Genomic DNA, 17,961 nt, shown 5'->3' on the forward strand with positions numbered 1-17,961 from the left:
ACGCACCATGTCTCAAGAGTCCCATGTCAACGAGGACCAGCGCCTCAATCCGGACGATCAGTCCAGGGTGGACGAGTTTCTGTCGCGAGGCGTCAACTCGGTCGAGCGGAAGCCCTTCCGCCCCCTGCGCCTGCTGATCGGGCTGCTGGTGGTTGTCACCCTGTTCAGCTTGTTCAGCCAGCTGCTGGCACGCTGGTACGGGGTGTACTGACAGCGGGTCTGCCGCGTGTCCCCACAGCTTCTCGAGTTGCTGCTGGCGATATGCTTGCTGCTCCTCCTGTTGAGTGGTGGGTTGGCCTGGGTATGGAACCGGCGGCTCCAGCAGATCAATGCTGCTCTCAAGGAAAGCGAGCGCAGCAAGGCCGTGTTGATCGCGAATCTGCCGGGGATTGCCTACCGCTGCCGCTACGACCCTGACTGGACCATGGAGTTTCTCTCCCAGGGCTGTGATCAGCTGACGGGCTACCCGGTCGAACACCTGCTGGGAAATCGGCGCCTCTCCTGGAATGACATCATTCTGCCCGAGGATCGCGAGGCTGTCTGGCAAGTCTGGGATGAAGCTCGCGAGAATGGGCTGCCCTGCCGTCTTGAATACCGGATTCGGCGCGCCGACGGGCAGGTTCGCTGGGTCTTTGAGCAGGGCGATTTTGTCCGAGACTCACAGGGTGAAATCGAGGCGCTCGAGGGGCTGATCATCGATATCACCGACCGTAAAATGGCCGAGGCGGAACTCTACCGGCAGAGCACTCTCGATCACGTCACCGGGCTGTACAATCGTCGCTATCTGATGGAGCGCCTGAATCAGCTGCTGGCGGAGCACCGGCGTGAACCGCGACCCTTTTCCCTGGCCATTCTCGATCTCGATCATTTCAAGCAGGTCAATGATGCCTATGGGCACCAGGCCGGCGACCAGGTGCTCGCGGCGTTTTCCCGGTTGCTGCAGTCCTGTTGCAGACCTTACGATCTCGTGGGTCGTTACGGTGGCGAGGAGTTCATGGCCATTATCCTCAACCGCGATACGGCTGCCGCGACCCAGGTGATGGAGCGGTTCCGGGCCCAGGTGGCTGCCAGGGCCTTTGCCGTGGACGGTGACGGCGCCCATATCACCGTCAGCATTGGGGTCGCCGCGAGCGGCGAGCTGGGTTCCGACGACGGGCTTGATGAGCTGATTCGCCTGGCAGACCAGCGCCTGTATGCGGCCAAGGAGCTGGGTCGCGATCGCGTGGTCGATCGCGACCAGCCCGGTGTTTCATCCGAGGGTGGAGCAACATTGTCTGCGTCGGCTTCGGGCCCGCGGGCCCATTGAGCCCCTCCGCCTTGGCCGAAAGGGTGTTGGTCCCCAGGGTGTTCTCCCTATTGGTAATCAGCCAGCTCTCTGGTATAGTTCCCGCCCTCAAATCTATCGGTGTGTAGCGCAGCCTGGTAGCGCACTTCCTTCGGGAGGAAGGGGTCGGAGGTTCGAATCCTCTCACACCGACCATTTTACCCCCCAGCAATACACCCTTGGTGTCCTCAAGTCCCTGTAAATACGGGTTTTTTGCGGCCACCTCTGTGTCCCCCGTTAATGATGAAGAGCCTGCCGGCTTACCTCCGCACGCGTGATCACTGTAGGCTTTAAGTGCTCGCCAACGAGCTCAACTTGCTGATGGAAGGGGCTATAGTCTATGCCCACGTGATGGGGCTGGACTCACTCCCCGTCCAGCACCCGCCCGAGGGTCTCTTCCCCCATGATGGTGGTGCGGTTGATTACACGGCGTACGCCCGGGGGGGTTCCGGTGGCGCAGTGCATGATGCGCCAGTTGTCCCAGAGCACCATGTCGCCTTCCTGCCACTGGTGGAAGTAGTGGAACTCGGGCTTGCGGGTGTGGGCCACCAGTCGCTCCAGCAGCTCGATGGATTCGTCGTTGGACAGCCCGAACTTCTGCGGGGTGATCACCCGGTCCAGGAACTGCTCGACGATTTCCAGCACCTTGCGGCCGCTGACGGGGTGGGTGACGACCGCCGGGTATACCGCATCCGCGAAGTCGGGGAAGCCGATGTCCGAGGGTTTTTTCGCCAGGTTTTCACCCGGCTGGTAGCCCTCCAGATTGACGAAGCGCATGTGCTTGCGCTGCATGCTGAAGCTGTAGGCAACCTCCAGCTTTTCCAGCAGCGTCTGGGTCTCCTCGTCCAGGGCATCCCAGGCCATGGCCAGGTCGCCGAAACCGGTCAGGCCCTCCGCGGAGGGCACCTCCACCGCGGTGAGTACGGCGCCGTGATTGGGGCGGGCGGTGTAGTGCAGGTCCATGTGCCAGTCCAGGCGTCCGACGATCGCCTCGCCGTTGTAATAGGCGAGCATGTGCTGGTCTTTCTCGGTGCCGTTTTCGAGCACGAAGAGCTCGGGATACTGGTCGGAGGTCTTTACCTTCAAGGGGTGCAGTTCCAGGGGGCCGAAGACGCGGCTGAACTCGATCTGATTCTCCGGGTTGATGGCCTGGCCGCGAAACAGCAGCAGGCCGTACTGGTACCAGAGGTCGCGCAGCTCCTGCTTCAAGGCATCATCGATCGGTTGGTTGATGTCGAAGCCGCAGACTTCGGCACCAATGTTCTTCAGGGGTTTGACGGTCAGGGTCATGAGTAGTCCTCAATGGGCAATAGGCGTTCTGTCGGATGTGATCGTGGGCGAGAAGTGCCTGTGCGGCCCGCTTACTCGAGGACTCGCGGATCCCGGCGGATTTCCCGGCGCGCCATGGCTTCCCAGAGGAAGGGGAAGCCGTTCCCATCGGTCATCTGGCCCAGACCGGAAGCGGTCTCTGCCGAGAGTGGCTGACCGCCGCCGAGGGCTTCGACCCGCCAGGCCAGCCGGCAGCGCCATTCCAGGGTGATGGCGCGCAGGTGGGCCTGGCGCAGGTCCCGGGCCACCAGGAACACACCGTGATTGGCCAGCAGTGCCCATTTGTGCTCGCCGAGGGCCTCCACGGCGGCGCGTCCTTCCTTTTCATCGTTTACGGTGCCGTGGTATTCGTCGAAGACGACCGGGTCGGTATCCACCAGTGCCGAGGTCTGGTCGTAGATCGGCGGGACACGTTTACAGGCGGCCCATACGGAGCCCCATTCAGGGTGGTTGTGGATGACCACGCGCACATCCTCCCGCAGCGTGTGCATGTCCCGGTGCACATTGATGGCGGGTGTGATATTCCAGCGACCATCGAGAATCTTGCCGCTTTCATCAATGGTCAGGATGTCGGAGGCACAGACTTCGTCCCAGGCCAGCTCCCAGGGATTGACCAGCAGGGTGCCGTCGTCCTGGCGGTAGGTGATGTGCCCGGCGATGTGGTCGTTGTAACCCTCCTGGATCAGTACCCGGCACAACAGTGCCAGCTCCTGGCGCGGATTCAGGTCTGGCAGAATCGGGTAGCGCCCCGGGTTGGGTGCCAGGGGTGCGAGGGCTTTCCAGTTGATGCTGGGGTCGTTGCTGTAGTCGGTCATGGTGCGACGTTTCCTTTGTTATCGGGTGCTGTTGTGAGGGTGGCGTGGTTGAGCAGCAGGCGCTGCAATTCGTTCTGGAATTCGGGCGAGGCGAGCCACTCGGGTCGCTCGTCGACGGCGCGGGCGGTGATGTCGGTCAGGGCCGAGGCAATCGTGAAGGCCCGCAGGGCGGCGCTATCGTGGTGGAGCCGGGGCTGGTGATGTAGCAGGAGTTCCTGCAGCCATTCTTGCAGTGACTCGATCGATACATAACGGCTGACGCTGGTCTGTATGAGGTTGTCGAACTGGATGTCACGGTGATAGCGCTGGTAGATATCGCCGTGCTGCTCCAGCAAGCGCTGGTGGCGCCGGCAGGTTACCAGGACCAGTTCTCGCAGGGTTTCCTCCAGGGACTGCCAGCGCAGCGTCCCCAGGTAGCGGGTTTCCGCCGCCAGACGGTCGGCTTCCCCGGGAGCATCCTCCAGCAATACATCCAGCAGCACCGCCTCCTTGTTGCTGTAATACTGGTAGAAGGAGCCAATGGTGACGCCGGCCTTTTCGGCGATATGCCGGGCGGTCAACTTGGCGGCATCGCCCTGCTGCAGGATCTGCCGGCAGGCTTGCCTTATGGAGGCTACCAGCATGCGGGAGCGTGCCTGTCGGGGCTGGCGGCGAGTCGCCTGTAAGGGGCCGGGTGTATTCATGTTCCTTACCATAGCGCATGCCCCGGGCCGCGCAACTCGTGTTTTCGGAACAAAATAATATCGCCAAGTGCCTGTTTTTATTTAGGAAACACAAATATTCCGAGGGCGCTCGGATTTTTCCCTGTCGGCGTTAAAAAGCCGGGCGGGGCCCGGCCTGCGAAAGCGCTTTCCGCGTCGGTTTCTAGCCGGCGTTCGGCATGCTGCTGCCGACATACACAATGCGGTCGGCGTCACCGGAGAAGTCGCGCATTTCCACCGAGTGGATCAGGAACTGGCTGGCGCTGATTCGCCACTCACCGTCGATGCGGCGATACTCGTCGTGGTAGGCGCCGCCCAGCTGCACGCTGCTTTTGTCCTGTGTATTGATGCTGTGGAAGCGCAGTCCGATCTTGCCGCGGGCGCGGTCATCGCCGATCAACTCCACGATCGGATTCTGGGCGTGGTGCATGTCGATGATGTGCGGGTGGCAACCCAGCTCGACAAACACCTGCACGAAGTCATCGCGGTTATCAAAGCGACCGATATGGCCGAAGTCGATGGCAACGGGACCGGATGCGAAACAGTCCCTCACCTGTTCGGGGAGTTTCTCGTCGCAGGCGTTCAGGTAGCGATATTTGAGTTCGCAGATTGCCTTGATGTCCTGCAGCTTTTGCAGCTCGCGAGCGAGAGTGTCGATATCCATGCCGGGTTTCCGATTGGGTTTACAGGGTCGCCCGCAGAGCGCTGGCCACCAGTACTGCCAGCAGGATGGCGCTGGTCAGGAACAGGAGAAAGCGCAGGGGGACGTAGTTGATGGTGGATTGTACCAGGCTGTGCACGACGCGCAGCCCGACGTAGCCCCAGGCCAGTTGCACATCCAGGCCAGAAGCACCGCCGCTGATGGCAAGAATGCAGCAGATGGCGTAAAAGACCGTCGGCTGCTCGTGCAGGTGTACAAAGTTGTGCGCCGGCCAGTTGGCCTTGTCTGGCAGAACGCCTTCCAGATCGGCGCCACGGCGCCCGCCTGGCATGGGTTTGCTCAGGTCGATGCCGGATTTCGCGATGGCGGGGAAGCGGGTTGCAGCCAACCAGATCAGCATGACCAGGGACCAGGCGGCAAGTGCGGCGGCGGGGGCGAGAATCGCAGTCATTGTTATTGTCTCCTCTGTGGGGTTTACGGAAGCCTACAGCAGGCTTCTCCGCGGCGTCTACTGTTGGCTGGGCAGTAGTTGTCGTCATCCCGCCTTCCTGTGCATACTGCAGAAAGGCAGAAGGAGAGATGCATGCAGCCCCCTTCACTACCCGATAATGAGCAGCAGCGCCTGCAGACCTTGCGCGGTCTGCAGCTTCTCGATAGCGGGCCCGATGAGCGTTTTGACCGGCTGACTCGTCTGGCCATGCACATTTACGATGTGCCCATCGCGCGGGTGAGCCGGGTGGCGCAGCTTGGTGGCGAAGGAGCAGGGTCCTGATGCGATGGCGAGGACGCAGGGGGGGGGTCGCTGTTGCGCTATGCCTGGTCGGTCTCCCGGCGCTGATCGGCGCCGCTCGCCCGGACCCCTTGGCGCTGCGCATCGGTGTCTATCACAACCCTCCCAAGGTTCTGGAAGCCGGCGGAGGACTGTCTGGTATTTTTGGCGATGTCATCAACGCAGTCGCCCAGCGCGAGGGATGGCAGCTCGAGCCGGTGTCCTGTGTCTGGCACGAATGCCTGGAGCAACTGGCGGAGGGAGAGCTGGACCTCTTGCCCGATACTGCTCTGAGCCAGTCGCGGGAGCGCGAACTGCAATTCCACAAGGTCCCCGTGCTGCGCAGCTGGTCGCAGCTCTACAGTGATCGCCGCTACGATATTACCAGCCTGCTGGACCTGGAGGGGCTGCGTATCGCGGTGGTCCGCGATTCGGTACAACAGCAGTACCTGAGCCAACTCATGGACAGTTTCGCCCTGCGCGTTGACTGGTTGCCGGTGAGTTCCTTTGAGAGCGGTTTCGATGCGGTGCAGAGTGGCCGAGCGGATGTGGTGGCTGCGAACAACTTTTACGGCGACCTCCGGGCGCGTGAGCTCAAGCTGCATGTGACGCCCGTCATTTTTCAGCCTGCCGCGCTGTACGTTGCGGCGCGCCCGGGGCTTGATCCCCGCGTGCTGTCGACCCTCGACGAGTACCTGCGGGATTGGCAGGGCACGCCGGGTTCCCCCTGGTACCGGGCCATGGAGCACTGGGGCGTTTTTGCAGAGGAGTTTCCCCTGCCGACCTCGCTGTACTGGTTGGCGGGTCTGTCATTCGCGGGGGGTATCCTCGTCTTGCTGGTGGTCGTCCTGCAGCGGCGCCGCCATCAACAGACCCTGAACCGTCTCGACCTGAGTGAGCTGCGGCTGGAGACCATCCTCGACGGTGTCGATGCCTGTATCTTCATCAAGGATAGGTCGGGCCGATACCAGTATGTGAATCACCGCTTCGCAGAGCTGTTTGGCCGGCCGGAAAGCGCGCTGCTGGGCAAGTCGGACGGCGACCTGTTTGACGACGAGACCGCAGATCGCCTTCGCCAGGGCGATCTGCGGGTGTTCGAGGGCGGCGAAAGAATCTCCGCCCAGGAAGACAATGTCCTGCGCGACGGCACCCGCAAGACGTTTCTTACAGTGAAGTTGCCTTTGTATGACGTGGACGGTGAGTGTTACGCCCTGAGCGGCATCGCCACGGACCTGACCGAGCACCTGCGCATCCAGGAGGCCCTGAGTCGCGCGCAGTATTACGACCCGGTGACCGGGCTGGCCAACCGCTCAAAGTTGCTTGAGTCGCTCGATCACGCCATTGCTGGCTACGCGCGCACCGGTTTCGAGGGAGCTCTGCTGGCTCTCGACCTGCGTGAATTCAGCCTGGTCAATGACAGTCAGGGGCACGCCGCGGGGGACGAGGTTCTGCGGCTGGCGGCTTCGAGGATCGAGCGCTGTCTTTCGCAGACCGACCTCGCCGCGCGCCTGGGTGCGGATGACTTCGTGATTCTGCTCGAAGACCTCAGCGCGGACCGGGAAACCGCCATCATGGAGGCGCGGCGTCGCGCCAGCCTGCTGATGCAGTCCCTCTCGGAGCCGTATCGGCTCGCCAGTTCCGTGCAGAGTGTGGGGGCCAATATCGGTGTCACCATGTTTTCCGATCTCAACGGGGACCTGGAGACCGTGCTGCGCAATGCCGATCTGGCTCTGGCCGAGGCCCGCTCCCGGGGCGCTGGCGAGGTGAGCTTTTTCGACCCGCAAATGCAGGAGCGCGTGAACCACCGTCTGCGCCTGGAAAGCGCCCTGCGGCAGGCGATTGAAAGCGAAGCCCTGGAAATTTACCTGCAGCCACAGGTGCAGCAGGATTACCGTGTTACCGCTCTGGAGGTCCTGCTGCGCTGGGAGCACGCGGACCTGGGCCGGGTCTCGCCGGCGGAATTCATCCCATTGGCCGAAGCGACCGGCCTCATTGTGCCCTTGGGTCAGCAGGTTCTGGAGCGTGCCTGTGAGCTGCTGCAGAGCTGGCGCGACCACCCCTTGCTGTCTACCCTGAGCCTGGCGGTCAACATCAGCCCGCGGCAGTTCCATCAGGCGGATTTCGTGCACCGGGTGCAGCGTTGTCTGGAGGTCCATGCGGTGGCACCGGGAAGCCTGTTGCTGGAGGTTACCGAGGGCCTGCTGATCCAGGATATCGAGCATGTGGCCCGGCGCATGCGACAGCTGAATGAGCTTGGTGTGCGTTTCTCCCTGGATGATTTTGGCACCGGCTACGCGTCTCTGGCCTATGTCAAAAGATTGCACCTGTCGCAGTTGAAGATTGACCAGTCTTTTGTCCGAGACCTGATCACTGACCGCAACGACGAAGTGATCGTCGCCTCGACCCTGCAGATGGGCCGCAGTCTGGGGCTCGACGTGATTGCCGAGGGGGTCGAAACCGTGAATCAGCTGAAGGCCCTGGAGGCGCTCGGCTGCCAGGGCTTTCAGGGTTACAGCATCGGGTACCCCGCCCCGGTGGCGGAATGGGAGGCGCGACTGGGGAAATCCCTGGCGCTCAATCCCGCCTAGCCGGCGGTCACGGCCATCTTGGCGGGGGCGCCGGCGACCTCCCGGACCAGGCGCGGCAGCAGGTAGCCAGGCAGCCGGGCAGCCATGGCATGGTGCAGTTCCAGCGCCAGGGCTTCGGGAATGTCGAAATGGCTGGCGCCGTCGACCTTGTCCAGCAGGTGCAGGTAGTAGGGGAGTACGCCCAGCTCGAAGAGCCGCTCGGCGAGCTGTAGTTGCGCGTCCAGGTTGTCGTTGACACCTCTGAGTAGTACCGCCTGGTTCAACAGGGTGATACCGGCAGCGGCCATCTGCCTGCAACTGTCGGCAACCGCGGCGTCCAGCTCCCGGTGATGGTTGCTGTGCAGCACCACAACGCAGGGCAGGCGCGTGCCGGCGAGCGCCTGCAGCAGGCCGTCTGTCACGCGCTCGGGGATTACCACGGGAAGGCGCGTATGTACCCGCAGTCGTTTCACGTGCGGAATCGCGGCAATGCTCTGCACCAGTTCCGCCAGGGCCCTGTCACCTGCGACCAGGGGGTCGCCGCCACTGAGAATGACCTCGTGAACTTCCGGGTCGGCGGCGATGTAATCCAGTGCCTCACCCCACTCCTTGCGGCTGTTCTGGTTGTCGCCGTAGGGGAAGTGGCGACGGAAGCAGTAGCGACAGTGAATGGCGCAGCTGCCGGTTACTACCAGCAGCAGTCGGCCATGGTATTTGTGGATCACCCCGCGGCGGGGGTTGGCATCGCCCTGCTCGCCCGTGGGATCGGCGCCAAAGCCCGGTGCTGGCAGGGTTTCCTCGCGCACTGCCAGTACCTGCCGCAATAGCGGGTCGTTCGGGTCACCGCGGCGCATGCGCGCGGCGAAGGCCCGCGGCACCCGCAGGGGAAAGGTGCGCGCGGCCTCGGCACTCAGCCCCAGTGCTTCACTGTCCAGGCCCAGGCTTGCCAGCAACTCTTCACCGGAGCTAATCAGGTCGGCCATGGCCTCCCGCCAGGACTCCCTCGGGGCCTGGGTGGTGGCGATAAGGTGCGCGTCAGCCATAGATGCCCAGCCGTCGTTTCAGTAACAGTCCCGCCAGGCCCAACCGGCTCTGCACACGGTTGGCGAGGCTGCGCCAGCGCCAGCGCGCGACGGGCTCCAGCCCGGCGAGGACCTCGCTTTGCACTGCCGGGTCGGGGAAAAAGTCCGCGACCTCGGCGGCCGCCACGTCCCCGTAACCCTGGAATTCGTTGGTCTTGTTCTGCGCGTGGATCACCGAGAGCCAGCTGCGCTGGCCGCGAATGCGCTGTACCCGGGGCTCGCGCTTCCAGCTGCCGTGGCTGCGGTGCCACACGCTGCGGGGCGCCTGGTTGCGCTCGATCAGGGTGACGAAGGGGTTGCAGGGGTCCAGCGCGCGGCCCAGCCGGTGGCGCGGCTGGATTTCCAGGGTGTAGCCATCGACCACGTCCAGCAGCAGATAGGGCTGTGCCTGGAAGGCCTGCTGCAGCAGTGCGATGTGACCCGGGTGCAGACAGTCGTCGTTGTCCAGCCGGCTGCTCATAACCCAGTCCTCGGTGCTGGCCGCGAGACGTTGCTGCACATCGGGCAGAAAGGCGGCCATGCCCTCGACGAAGACCGGCTCCAGCTGCGGGCAGTGCTCGCGACACCGTGCGATACGGGCCCGCCAGGCCTCGCCGGTATCCGTGTCGAAGTAAACCAGCCAGCGGAAGTCGCCGCAGTGCTGCGCCGCTACCGATGGCAGGCAAAAGCGTTCAAACAGCGCGAAGCGATGGTCCAGCCAGGCGTCGTCAAGCACTCGCGAGTGCGACTTGGTGGTGGTCCAGTCGGGCTGGCGCAGATTGAAACGGGTAATAAGGAAGTGCTGGAACATGCGCTCCGCCGGAATCTCGGGCTGGTGATCAGGACCAGTGGCTTTGCGGCGGCTCAGCCGAGCCGGTCGCGCAGGCTGTAGAATAACATGCCTGCCACCAGGCCGGGCCAGCGCAGCAGGGTGCCCCCGGGAAAACGTCGCGAGGGAACGCCGGCCATCAGCTCGAAGCGCTCGGGCTGGCCGTCAATGGCCTCCGCCAGCAACTTGCCCGCGAGGGTGGCGATGGGTACACCGTGGCCTGAATAGCCGTGGGCGTAGAGAATACGCGGTGACAGTCGCCCGAAGTCGGGCATGCGGTTGAGGGTGATGGCGAGTGTGCCGCCCCAGCCGTAGTCGATGCGCGTGTGTTCCAGCTCTGGATAGATACGCAGCATGTACTTGCGCACAAAGCCGGCGATGTCGCGGGGGAAACGCCGGGAGTAGGATTCGCCGCCGCCAAACAGCAGGCGGTTGTCGGCGGAGAGCTTCCAGTAATTGATCACGAACAGGGTGTCCGACATCGACACGCGGTCGCGGATCAGGCGTCGCGCGGTTTCCTCCGGCAGAGGCTCGGTCGCCAGCATGTAGTTGTTGATGGGCATGATGTAGCCGGCGGTGCGCGGCTCCAGACGCCCCAGGTAGCCATTGCAGCCGAGCACCAGGTAATCGGCCTCGACTTCACCGTGGGTGGTGCGCACGCGGATCGTGCGACCCTCCCGGTAGCCGGTGACCCGGCTGTCCTCGTAAATCTCTGCCCCCAGGTCCCGGGCGGCGGCCGCCAGTCCGAGTGCATAGTTCAGCGGGTGAAGGTGGCGCGCGTCGCTGTCGAGCACGCCGCCGTGGAAGCCCTGCCCGGAGGTCATCTCGCGCAGCTCCTCCGGTGGTACCCAGCGGCGTCCCTCGTAGCCGTAGGCTGTGCTCAGGTGCTCAACTTCCTCCTGCAGCCAGGCCGCGTCGCCGGGTTTGGCTGCGACATGCAGATTACCGCTGCCCAGCTCGCAGTTGATGGCGTGGGTGTCGATCAGTTCGCGCACCGTGGCCACGGACTCGAGGCCGAGGTCCCACAGTTGTCTGGCGCGCTCCAGGCCCACCCACTTTTCCAGCTGCTCCTGATCGGCGCGCTGCCCGGTTCCCACGTGCCCGCCGTTGCGCCCGGAGGCGCCCCATCCCACCCGGTTGGCTTCCAGCAGGGCGACGCTGTAGCCCCGCCGGCGCAGGTGGATGGCGGTGGACAAACCGGTATAGCCACCCCCGATGACACAGACGTCGGCACGCTGTTGCCCGCGCAGTACCGGGAAGCGCAGCGCCGGACGGGCGGTGGCGGCGTACCAGGAATCGATGTGGTCCTGCGGTTGCATGGTGTCAGTATAGGGGCGGAATAGGGCTGTCCAGGATAACACGTTAGGGGTAAGCCTTTGGCCGGCCCCCTTGCCCAGTGCCGACAAAGTCGGGATACTCGTGGCTTTCCCGTTTCGGGGATCTGCATGGATACCGACACCAGCGACACCAGAGCGATTTTCGAATGGCTCAAGGAGCACAGGATCTCGGAAGTCGAGTGCCTGGTGCCCGACATGACCGGCAATGCCCGCGGCAAGTTCATTCCCGCCCACCAGTTTCTGACCCTGGGTCATCCCAAGCTGCCGGAAAGCATCATGGTGCAGACGGTTACCGGCGAGTACTCCGATGAACACTGGGAGTTTGTCGAGCCGACCGACGCCGACATGATCCTGCAGCCGGACCGCAGCACCTTGCGCGTGGTGCCCTGGGCGCGCGAGCCCACGGCGCAGATCATCCACGACTGCTTCAAGGCCAATGGCGAACGCCACCCGCTGTCGACCCGCAATGTTCTGCGCAATGTGCTCGATCTCTACGAGGCCCAGGGCCTGCAGCCGGTCGTTGCCCCCGAGGTGGAGTTCTACCTGGTGGCCAAGAATACCGACCCGGACTATGAGCTGATGCCCCCCAAGGGGCGCTCCGGCCGTCGGGAGTCCGCGCGCCTGTCCTACAGTATCGATGCCGTGGCGGAGTTCGAGGACTTCGTCGAGGACATGTACGAATACGCCGATGCACAGAAGCTTCAGGTAGACACCCTGATCCACGAGAACGGCGCCGCGCAGATGGAGATCAATTTTGTCCACGGCGATGCCATGAGCCTGGCGGACCAGGTGTTCGTGTTCAAGCGCACGGTGCGCGAGGCCGCCCACAAGTACGGCATGTACGCCACCTTCATGGCCAAGCCGATGCAGCGGGAGCCGGGCTCGGCCATGCACATCCACCAGAGCGTGGTGCGCCGGGACACCGGCGAGAACATTTTCGCCGATGCGGATGGCAAGCACACACCCGCCTTCATGAGCTACATCGCCGGGCTGCAGCGCTACACTCCCGAGCTGATCAGCCTCTACCTGCCCAACGTAAATTCCTACCGCAGGCTGGCGCCGGATATTGCCGCGCCAATCAACCTCAACTGGGGCTACGACAACCGCACCACGGCTTTCCGTGTGCCCCACGCCGAACCCGATGCCACCCGGGTGGAGAACCGTTTCCCGGGTGCGGACGCCAATCCCTACCTGGCGATTGCGGCGACCCTGGCCAGCGGCTACCTGGGCATGCAGCAGGGGCTGACCCCGACTCCGCCCCATCACGGGACTGCCAACGAGGAGGATGTGGAGGTGGCGCGCACCCTGGAAGAGGGCCTGCGCAACCTGCATAACACTCCGGAGCTGCAGGACATTTTCGGCGAGCTGTTCCTGCGGGCCTACGCCGCGGTCAAGCTCGACGAGTTTGAGGAGTTCAACCGCGTGATCAGTTCCTGGGAGCGCGAACACCTGCTGTTACAGGTCTAGGAGTCCGCATGGTGGCAGTGAGGGAGACCTTTTTTGGCAGTGACCGCCGCTACCATGTCTTCACTGCCATCAAATACCTCACCTACCTGCTGCTGGGCATCAACATCTGGCTGTTTCTGCAGGAGGAGTTGCTGACCCTGGAGCATGTCGCCCTGGGTGAACTGGCGCCGGGTCAGCTGGTACAGGCTTTCTCCGCGACCATCGACACTGCCGCCTGGGTGATTCTGCTGCTGCTGTTCGAGCTGGAAACCTCGGTGCTGGACGACAGCCAGATTCGCGGCGGGGTGCGCTGGGCCCTGCACGGTATCCGTGGGCTGTGCTATGTCTTCATCGTCTACGCCTTTTTCGGCTACTACGGCGAGGTGGCGCCGCTGCATGCCTTGGCGCCCTACATGGGCGACCCCTGCGCGCTGGTGGGGCAAGGCTGGTCGGTCCTGCTTAATCTGGACGATTTCGCGCTGCTGGATGCCGGCAACTGTGCCGACATCACGGCGCCGGTGTATAGCCTGACTGAATTCAGCCAGGTGCTGGCCAGTGGGGAGTCCCTGCAGGCGGCCCGCTGGCTGGCCTGGACCGATGTGGTCAACGCCGGGGTGTGGATTTTGGTAGTGGTGGTGTTGGAGGTGGAAGTCCGCCTGCAGCTGCGCGGCGGCTTGACCGCCGCGGCCCTGGCCCTGAACAAGGTGCTCAAGTTTGTGCTCTACGGCTTGCTGTTTGCGGCGGCCGCCTACTGGGGCGTCGCCGGGGACTTCCTGGACTTCTGGGACGCGGCCCTGTGGCTGTTTGCCTTTATCTTCATCGAACTGAACGTGTTCGAGTGGCAGTACGAGAGCCGCCAGGGCCGCGCTGTTGCGGCCAGCTGAAGCTCAGGGCTTTTCGTCCACGCCAATGTGGTCGATGCGGGGGTAGCTGCGCCACTGGAAGGTCTGGCGGTGGTCGCAAATCAGGCAGCGGTGTTCAATGTTGCCATTCTCCGGGTCCATCGCCCCGCAGGCTTCCAGCATCCCCTTGCCGCAGGCGTCGCAGATGTAATTGATTTCGACGGGCCTGACCAGTCGCTTGATCTCGGGCATGATGAGCCACTCCAGAAGATGTGAGCCGCTATGCTATCGCGAGCGGCGTGTCAGAAGAAGGGGGCCTGTGTGGATACCGAGTTGCTGCGGACGTTTCTTGAAGTGCGCAATACCCGCCATTTTGGCCGCGCGGCCGAGAACCTCTTCATCACCCAGGCCGCGGTCAGTGCCCGCATCCGTCAGCTGGAGGAGCTGCTCGGCGCGACGCTGTTCATCCGCAACCGCAATAACATCCAGCTCAGCAGCGAGGGGGAGCGCCTGGTCCCCCACGCGGAAACCGTACTGCTGGCGCTGGAGCGGGCGCGTCGGGAAGTCCGCCTGCAGGAAGCGGCCAGTCGTCAGCTCTACCTCGGGGTGCGCACGGGGCTATGGGGCCGGCTGATGCAGCAGCGCCTGCACGCACTGCAGGCAGGAGACCCCGATCTGGCGCTGCGGGTCGAGAGCCGCGAGTCGGCGGAGCTGGAGCGCAAGCTGGTGGACCGCACCCTGGATCTGGCGATCGGCTTCGAGCCTTCGGGCATACCCGAGCTGGAGAGTCGTGTCGTGGGCCGACTGACGCTGCTGCTCTATAGCAGTGACGGGGAGGCCGGCCTGCAGTCGGCGCTGGGGGAGGGTTATGTGCTGGTGGACTGGGGGGACGGCTTTGCCCGCTTTCACGGGCGGCGATTCGGCGAGCAGCGCCTGCCCCGCATGCAGACCAACCTGGTTGGGCTGGCGCGGCGGCAGGTGCAGCAGCAGGGCGGTGCCTGCTACCTGCCGGCCAGTGACCGTGAGGAGCTGGGCCTTGCCGGCCTGCTGCCGGTAAAGGATGCGCCCTCCTTCAGTCGTCAGCTCTACCTGGTTCACCACAGCAGCACGCCCCGCCGGGGTCTGATCGCGGCGGTGGCGGAGGCCTTTCAGGGGGTCGAGCTGTAACCGCGGTTCTGCGCCCGCGGTGGGCACGGGCTCCCGATCGGAGCCCGTGGGTGGCGGGGATCAGAAGTCTTCGAGTTCCAGGTCGTAGAAGCCGAGCTCTTCGCGCAGACGGCGCTGCTCAAGGCGCTGTTCGGCGCGGCGGCGCTTCTCCGCCAGGCGTTGCTTCTCGGTGGAGACCGGCAGCATTTCCTCGAAGTCGTCCTCGGACAGCTCCAGGCCCGGCTCGTAGATATCGTCCATGTTGTCGCCGGCCGCGGATTCCTGAGTGCGTTCAGTCATACATCACCTCCGTGGTGAGTGTGAGCCCCAAATTTCGGCGCAATATCACCCAGCGATATCGGCGAGTAAATCAAAATTTTCTTGCACTATTAACAAGTAATTTTTATCAAGATTTACCCAGTGCACGGCCTTGTTTATGGAAGGCGGCCCGCGCCCCCGAGGGGGTCCCTGCGCTGTCCTCTCACGTCCCTGTAAGCGTGTGCCGGCGCCCACGGGCCTCGCTTCGGTGGTAGCAGGGAGCGTGCCAGCTTGTCGCTCGGGCTGCCGGTTCTGCCAGCGAGCTCACCCAGGTCTCTGTTTTTCCAGGGAATCCGGCTGGGGGCGGCGAATAGCCGGGACTGCAGCATGGCCTGGCGTGAGCGCTGTGGCGTGTCCGCTTAGGGCCCCGGACGCGTCTGTGACGCGTCCAGCCAGGCCAGAATGGCGTCTACCACGGCCCCGGGGTCCTGCCCGCCGGCATCCACGCTGAAGTCGGCGGCCTCGGCGCACAGGGGTTCGCGCTCGGCGTGGATCTGTTCCAAGGAGCTGTCGGGAGGGTTGGCGATACCCCGAGGTGGCGCAGTGCCGATGCGCGCGCGCAGGGTTTCCAGGGGGACCCGCAGCCAGATGACGGGGCCGGCGCTGTACAGGCGCTGCAGTGCCCGCCTGCTGTAGATGACGCTGCCGCCGGTGGCCACCACGCGGCCCCGCAGCGGCAGGTCCAGTATCACCTGTTCGTCCAGGGCGCGCAGGGCCATGAAGCCGCGGCTGTCGACGATCGTCTGCAAGCCGGCGCCGGCGCGGGCCTCAATCAGCTGGTCGCTGTCGACAAACTCCAGGCCGGTGCGCTGTGCCAGCAGGCGCCCGACGGTGCTTTTTCCCGCTCCCGGCATGCCGATCAGGCTGATGGTCTGTGGTCTTTGCATGCGGCCCCTCATTGGTCTGGTCATCATTATGCCGCAGCCGCGAGCGGGATGCTGTCGCACGCGCCATCCGGGCGACGCGCTTGCGTGGCGCAGGCCGCTCTGGTTAGAGTGCGTCTGTTTCCCCGCATCCCCACAGACGAGGTTGGCATGACCCTCAAGCACACTCCCCTGGACGCCCTGCACCGGGAGCTGGGCGCCCGCATGGTGCCCTTTGCCGGTTACGATATGCCGGTGCAGTATCCCGAGGGCATCATTCGCGAACACCAGCATACGCGCTCTGCTGCGAGCCTCTTTGATGTCTCCCACATGGGGCAGCTGATTGTCCGTGGTGAGGGCGCCGTCCAGGTGCTGGAGAGTCTGATTCCCGCGGATATCGCGGGGCTGGGACGGCACCGCCAGACCTACGCCCTGTTGACCAATGAGCGCGGCGGGGTACGCGATGACCTGATCGTGACCCGATGGGCGGAAAACAGCTTTTTCCTGGTGGTCAATGCCGCCTGCAAGGACGATGACATCGCCCACCTGCGCCGCCACCTCGCCGGCTGTGAGCTGGAAGTCCTGGAGGGTCAGGCGCTGCTTGCCCTGCAGGGCCCGGCGGCACGGGAGGTGCTCGCGCAGTTGTGTCCCGACGTCGCCACCCTGCCCTTCCTGCACGGTCTGGAGGCCGAGCTGGACGGCGTGTCGGTCTATATCACCTGCTCCGGCTACACCGGTGAGGACGGCTTTGAACTGTCACTGCCCGCGGCGGCTGCCGAGCGCCTTGCCCGTCGCCTGCTGGCCGTGCCCGGGGTGGCGCCAGCGGGGCTGGGGGCGCGGGACTCCCTGCGCCTGGAGGCTGGCTTGTGCCTCTACGGCCATGAACTCAACGCCGATATCGACCCGGTACAGGCAGGGGTATTGTGGGCGGTCAGCAAGGTGCGCCGGCCCGGCGGCGAACGCGCCGGGGGCTTCCCGGGCGCCGAGATTATTTTCGCGCGGATACAGAACCGGCCAGCTTTGTGCCGGGTCGGTCTCGCGGTGGAGGGCAAGCGGCCGGTCCGTGAGGGGCAGGTGGTGCTGGGGCCCGATGGCAATGCGGTGGGCTCGGTCTGCTCGGGTGGCTTCGGCCCGACCGTCGGGGCGCCTATCGCCATGGCGTATGTGCCGCGTGACCTCGCGGAACCGGGCACTGCACTGGCCGTGGATGTGCGAGGCAAGCCACAGGCGGTTACCGTGGCTCGCCTGCCCTTTGTGCCCCAGCGTTATTTTCGCGGCTGAAGGTTAGCGAATTAGCCGCACAGCCCATTAGTTGGCCCAGTCGCGCTCGGCGCGGAACTGCCGGGAGAGGTAGTCCATCTGGTCGGCGAGCACGCGCTCGCGTGCCAGGAAGTGCCATTCGTAGACGTTCGGCCGGAAGGGTACCGCCAGCAGAGGCATGCCCGCCTCTTCGGGTGTCTGGTTGTCCTTTTGCCAGTTGCAGCGACGGCAGGCGGCAACCACGTTTTCCCAGCGATCGCGGCCACCCCGCGATGTGGGGAGGACGTGGTCCCGGGTCAGATCAGCCCTGGGGAACTGGCGCCCGCAGTACAGACAGCGGTGGTCGTCGCGGCGGAACAGGGTGCGATTACACAAGGGCAGGGTAAAGCCTGCCCTGACCCGCCCGGAGAGGGCGAGTATCGGTTGCAGGTCGATCCGCGAGCGCTGGCCGGTGACCCGCTGTATACCGCCAAACAGCGGCGGCAGTGGGTCGCCAATGCCGTAGACCACGTCACCCCGCACATGGGCGGAAATGGCCTCGTGGGCGGTCATCCAGCCGCGCGGCTGCCCTGCCAGGTCCAGTTTCAGGATGTGCTGCATGGGCGCCACTCTCTGTGGTTGCCCCTCAAGCTACTGCAAAAACGTGACGGGCACAATCGCGGCGCGGCGCGCGCAGAAGTGAGCGGGTAGCTG

General features: G+C 64.3%; 20 protein-coding genes and 1 tRNA gene. 9 read left to right on the top strand and 12 right to left on the bottom strand.

The features are described from left to right. The first annotated feature begins 7 nt into the window (after nucleotides 1-7). The 3 genes from ACYVGS_RS12780 (at nucleotide 8) to ACYVGS_RS12790 (ending at nucleotide 1,480) form a co-directional block, all read left to right on the top strand. Nucleotides 8-211, top strand: a complete 204-nt coding sequence (locus ACYVGS_RS12780) for a DUF3094 family protein (RefSeq protein ID WP_460589081.1) — start codon at nucleotides 8-10, stop codon at nucleotides 209-211. A gap of 15 nt (nucleotides 212-226) precedes the next feature. Next, on the top strand, nucleotides 227-1,306 hold the full coding sequence (locus ACYVGS_RS12785) for a GGDEF domain-containing protein (protein ID WP_460589082.1): 1,080 nt from the start codon (nucleotides 227-229) through the stop codon (nucleotides 1,304-1,306). A 97-nt stretch (nucleotides 1,307-1,403) separates the two neighbouring features. Further along, nucleotides 1,404-1,480 (top strand) — tRNA-Pro (locus tag ACYVGS_RS12790). Nucleotides 1,481-1,687: 207 nt separating this feature from the next. On the opposite strand, the gene ACYVGS_RS12795 is transcribed toward ACYVGS_RS12790, so the two are convergent. The 5 genes from ACYVGS_RS12795 to ACYVGS_RS12815 all read right to left on the bottom strand — a co-directional run bounded on the left by ACYVGS_RS12795 (nucleotide 1,688) and on the right by ACYVGS_RS12815 (nucleotide 5,281). After that, nucleotides 1,688-2,614 carry a TauD/TfdA dioxygenase family protein gene (locus ACYVGS_RS12795; RefSeq protein WP_460589083.1) on the bottom strand — a complete coding sequence of 309 codons (927 nt, stop codon included), beginning with the start codon at nucleotides 2,612-2,614 and terminating at the stop codon, nucleotides 1,688-1,690. A gap of 71 nt (nucleotides 2,615-2,685) precedes the next feature. Then, nucleotides 2,686-3,468 (bottom strand): class II aldolase/adducin family protein, encoded by a 783-nt coding sequence (locus tag ACYVGS_RS12800; RefSeq protein WP_460589084.1) that lies wholly within the window; start codon nucleotides 3,466-3,468, stop codon nucleotides 2,686-2,688. Then, nucleotides 3,465-4,151, bottom strand: coding sequence for a TetR/AcrR family transcriptional regulator (locus ACYVGS_RS12805; protein WP_460589085.1), 687 nt, complete (start codon nucleotides 4,149-4,151; stop codon nucleotides 3,465-3,467). Before ACYVGS_RS12805 ends, ACYVGS_RS12800 begins: the two co-directional genes overlap by 4 nt. A 181-nt stretch (nucleotides 4,152-4,332) precedes the next feature. Beyond that, a complete protein-coding gene (locus ACYVGS_RS12810) occupies nucleotides 4,333-4,833 on the bottom strand; it encodes a nuclear transport factor 2 family protein (RefSeq protein ID WP_460589086.1) in 501 nt (166 codons plus the stop codon). 19 nt (nucleotides 4,834-4,852) lie between these two features. Next, complete coding sequence (locus tag ACYVGS_RS12815; protein ID WP_460589087.1) at nucleotides 4,853-5,281, bottom strand: MAPEG family protein; 429 nt, start codon at nucleotides 5,279-5,281, stop codon at nucleotides 4,853-4,855. A gap of 132 nt (nucleotides 5,282-5,413) precedes the next feature. Here ACYVGS_RS12815 and ACYVGS_RS12820 point away from each other — a divergent pair, with 132 nt between their 5' ends. Then, nucleotides 5,414-5,602, top strand: a complete 189-nt coding sequence (locus tag ACYVGS_RS12820; RefSeq protein WP_460589088.1) for a hypothetical protein — start codon at nucleotides 5,414-5,416, stop codon at nucleotides 5,600-5,602. Next, on the top strand, nucleotides 5,602-8,187 hold the full coding sequence (locus ACYVGS_RS12825) for an EAL domain-containing protein (protein WP_460589089.1): 2,586 nt from the start codon (nucleotides 5,602-5,604) through the stop codon (nucleotides 8,185-8,187). The genes ACYVGS_RS12820 and ACYVGS_RS12825 overlap by 1 nt, the downstream gene beginning before the upstream one ends. On the opposite strand, the gene epmB is transcribed toward ACYVGS_RS12825, so the two are convergent. The 3 genes from epmB to ACYVGS_RS12840 are packed head-to-tail and all read right to left on the bottom strand — an operon-like array spanning nucleotide 8,184 to nucleotide 11,375. Then, complete coding sequence (gene epmB / locus ACYVGS_RS12830; protein WP_460589090.1) at nucleotides 8,184-9,209, bottom strand: EF-P beta-lysylation protein EpmB; 1,026 nt, start codon at nucleotides 9,207-9,209, stop codon at nucleotides 8,184-8,186. The genes ACYVGS_RS12825 and epmB overlap by 4 nt on opposite strands. Continuing rightward, nucleotides 9,202-10,038, bottom strand: a complete 837-nt coding sequence (locus ACYVGS_RS12835; protein ID WP_460589091.1) for a glycosyltransferase — start codon at nucleotides 10,036-10,038, stop codon at nucleotides 9,202-9,204. Before ACYVGS_RS12835 ends, epmB begins: the two co-directional genes overlap by 8 nt. A gap of 53 nt (nucleotides 10,039-10,091) precedes the next feature. Beyond that, the gene (locus ACYVGS_RS12840; protein WP_460589092.1) at nucleotides 10,092-11,375 is read right to left on the bottom strand and encodes an NAD(P)/FAD-dependent oxidoreductase; all 1,284 of its coding nucleotides are present in this window, start codon (nucleotides 11,373-11,375) and stop codon (nucleotides 10,092-10,094) included. 126 nt (nucleotides 11,376-11,501) lie between these two features. Between ACYVGS_RS12840 and ACYVGS_RS12845 the strand changes: the two genes are divergently transcribed. Both ACYVGS_RS12845 and ACYVGS_RS12850 read left to right on the top strand, forming a co-directional pair. Next, entirely contained in the window at nucleotides 11,502-12,860 is a 1,359-nt protein-coding gene (locus tag ACYVGS_RS12845; protein ID WP_460589093.1) for a glutamine synthetase family protein, read from the top strand. 8 nt (nucleotides 12,861-12,868) lie between these two features. Then, nucleotides 12,869-13,723 carry a hypothetical protein gene (locus ACYVGS_RS12850; protein WP_460589094.1) on the top strand — a complete coding sequence of 285 codons (855 nt, stop codon included), beginning with the start codon at nucleotides 12,869-12,871 and terminating at the stop codon, nucleotides 13,721-13,723. A 3-nt stretch (nucleotides 13,724-13,726) separates the two neighbouring features. On the opposite strand, the gene ACYVGS_RS12855 is transcribed toward ACYVGS_RS12850, so the two are convergent. Continuing rightward, the gene (locus ACYVGS_RS12855; protein ID WP_460589095.1) at nucleotides 13,727-13,933 is read right to left on the bottom strand and encodes a type II citrate synthase; all 207 of its coding nucleotides are present in this window, start codon (nucleotides 13,931-13,933) and stop codon (nucleotides 13,727-13,729) included. A gap of 69 nt (nucleotides 13,934-14,002) precedes the next feature. Here ACYVGS_RS12855 and ACYVGS_RS12860 point away from each other — a divergent pair, with 69 nt between their 5' ends. Beyond that, nucleotides 14,003-14,848, top strand: a complete 846-nt coding sequence (locus ACYVGS_RS12860) for a LysR family transcriptional regulator (protein WP_460589096.1) — start codon at nucleotides 14,003-14,005, stop codon at nucleotides 14,846-14,848. Between the two features lie 60 nt (nucleotides 14,849-14,908). Here ACYVGS_RS12860 and ACYVGS_RS12865 read toward each other — a convergent pair whose 3' ends face one another. Together ACYVGS_RS12865 and ACYVGS_RS12870 are read right to left on the bottom strand one after the other, a co-directional pair. Beyond that, nucleotides 14,909-15,127, bottom strand: a complete 219-nt coding sequence (locus tag ACYVGS_RS12865; RefSeq protein WP_460589097.1) for a PA3496 family putative envelope integrity protein — start codon at nucleotides 15,125-15,127, stop codon at nucleotides 14,909-14,911. A 377-nt stretch (nucleotides 15,128-15,504) separates the two neighbouring features. Then, nucleotides 15,505-16,032 (bottom strand): shikimate kinase, encoded by a 528-nt coding sequence (locus ACYVGS_RS12870; RefSeq protein WP_460589098.1) that lies wholly within the window; start codon nucleotides 16,030-16,032, stop codon nucleotides 15,505-15,507. Nucleotides 16,033-16,179: 147 nt separating this feature from the next. Between ACYVGS_RS12870 and gcvT the strand changes: the two genes are divergently transcribed. Further along, on the top strand, nucleotides 16,180-17,289 hold the full coding sequence (gene gcvT, locus ACYVGS_RS12875) for a glycine cleavage system aminomethyltransferase GcvT (protein WP_460589099.1): 1,110 nt from the start codon (nucleotides 16,180-16,182) through the stop codon (nucleotides 17,287-17,289). A 27-nt stretch (nucleotides 17,290-17,316) separates the two neighbouring features. On the opposite strand, the gene ACYVGS_RS12880 is transcribed toward gcvT, so the two are convergent. After that, on the bottom strand, nucleotides 17,317-17,868 hold the full coding sequence (locus ACYVGS_RS12880) for an HNH endonuclease (protein ID WP_460589100.1): 552 nt from the start codon (nucleotides 17,866-17,868) through the stop codon (nucleotides 17,317-17,319). Between the last annotated feature and the right edge of the window lie 93 nt (nucleotides 17,869-17,961).

It is taken from the genome of Haliea atlantica (assembly GCF_054779855.1).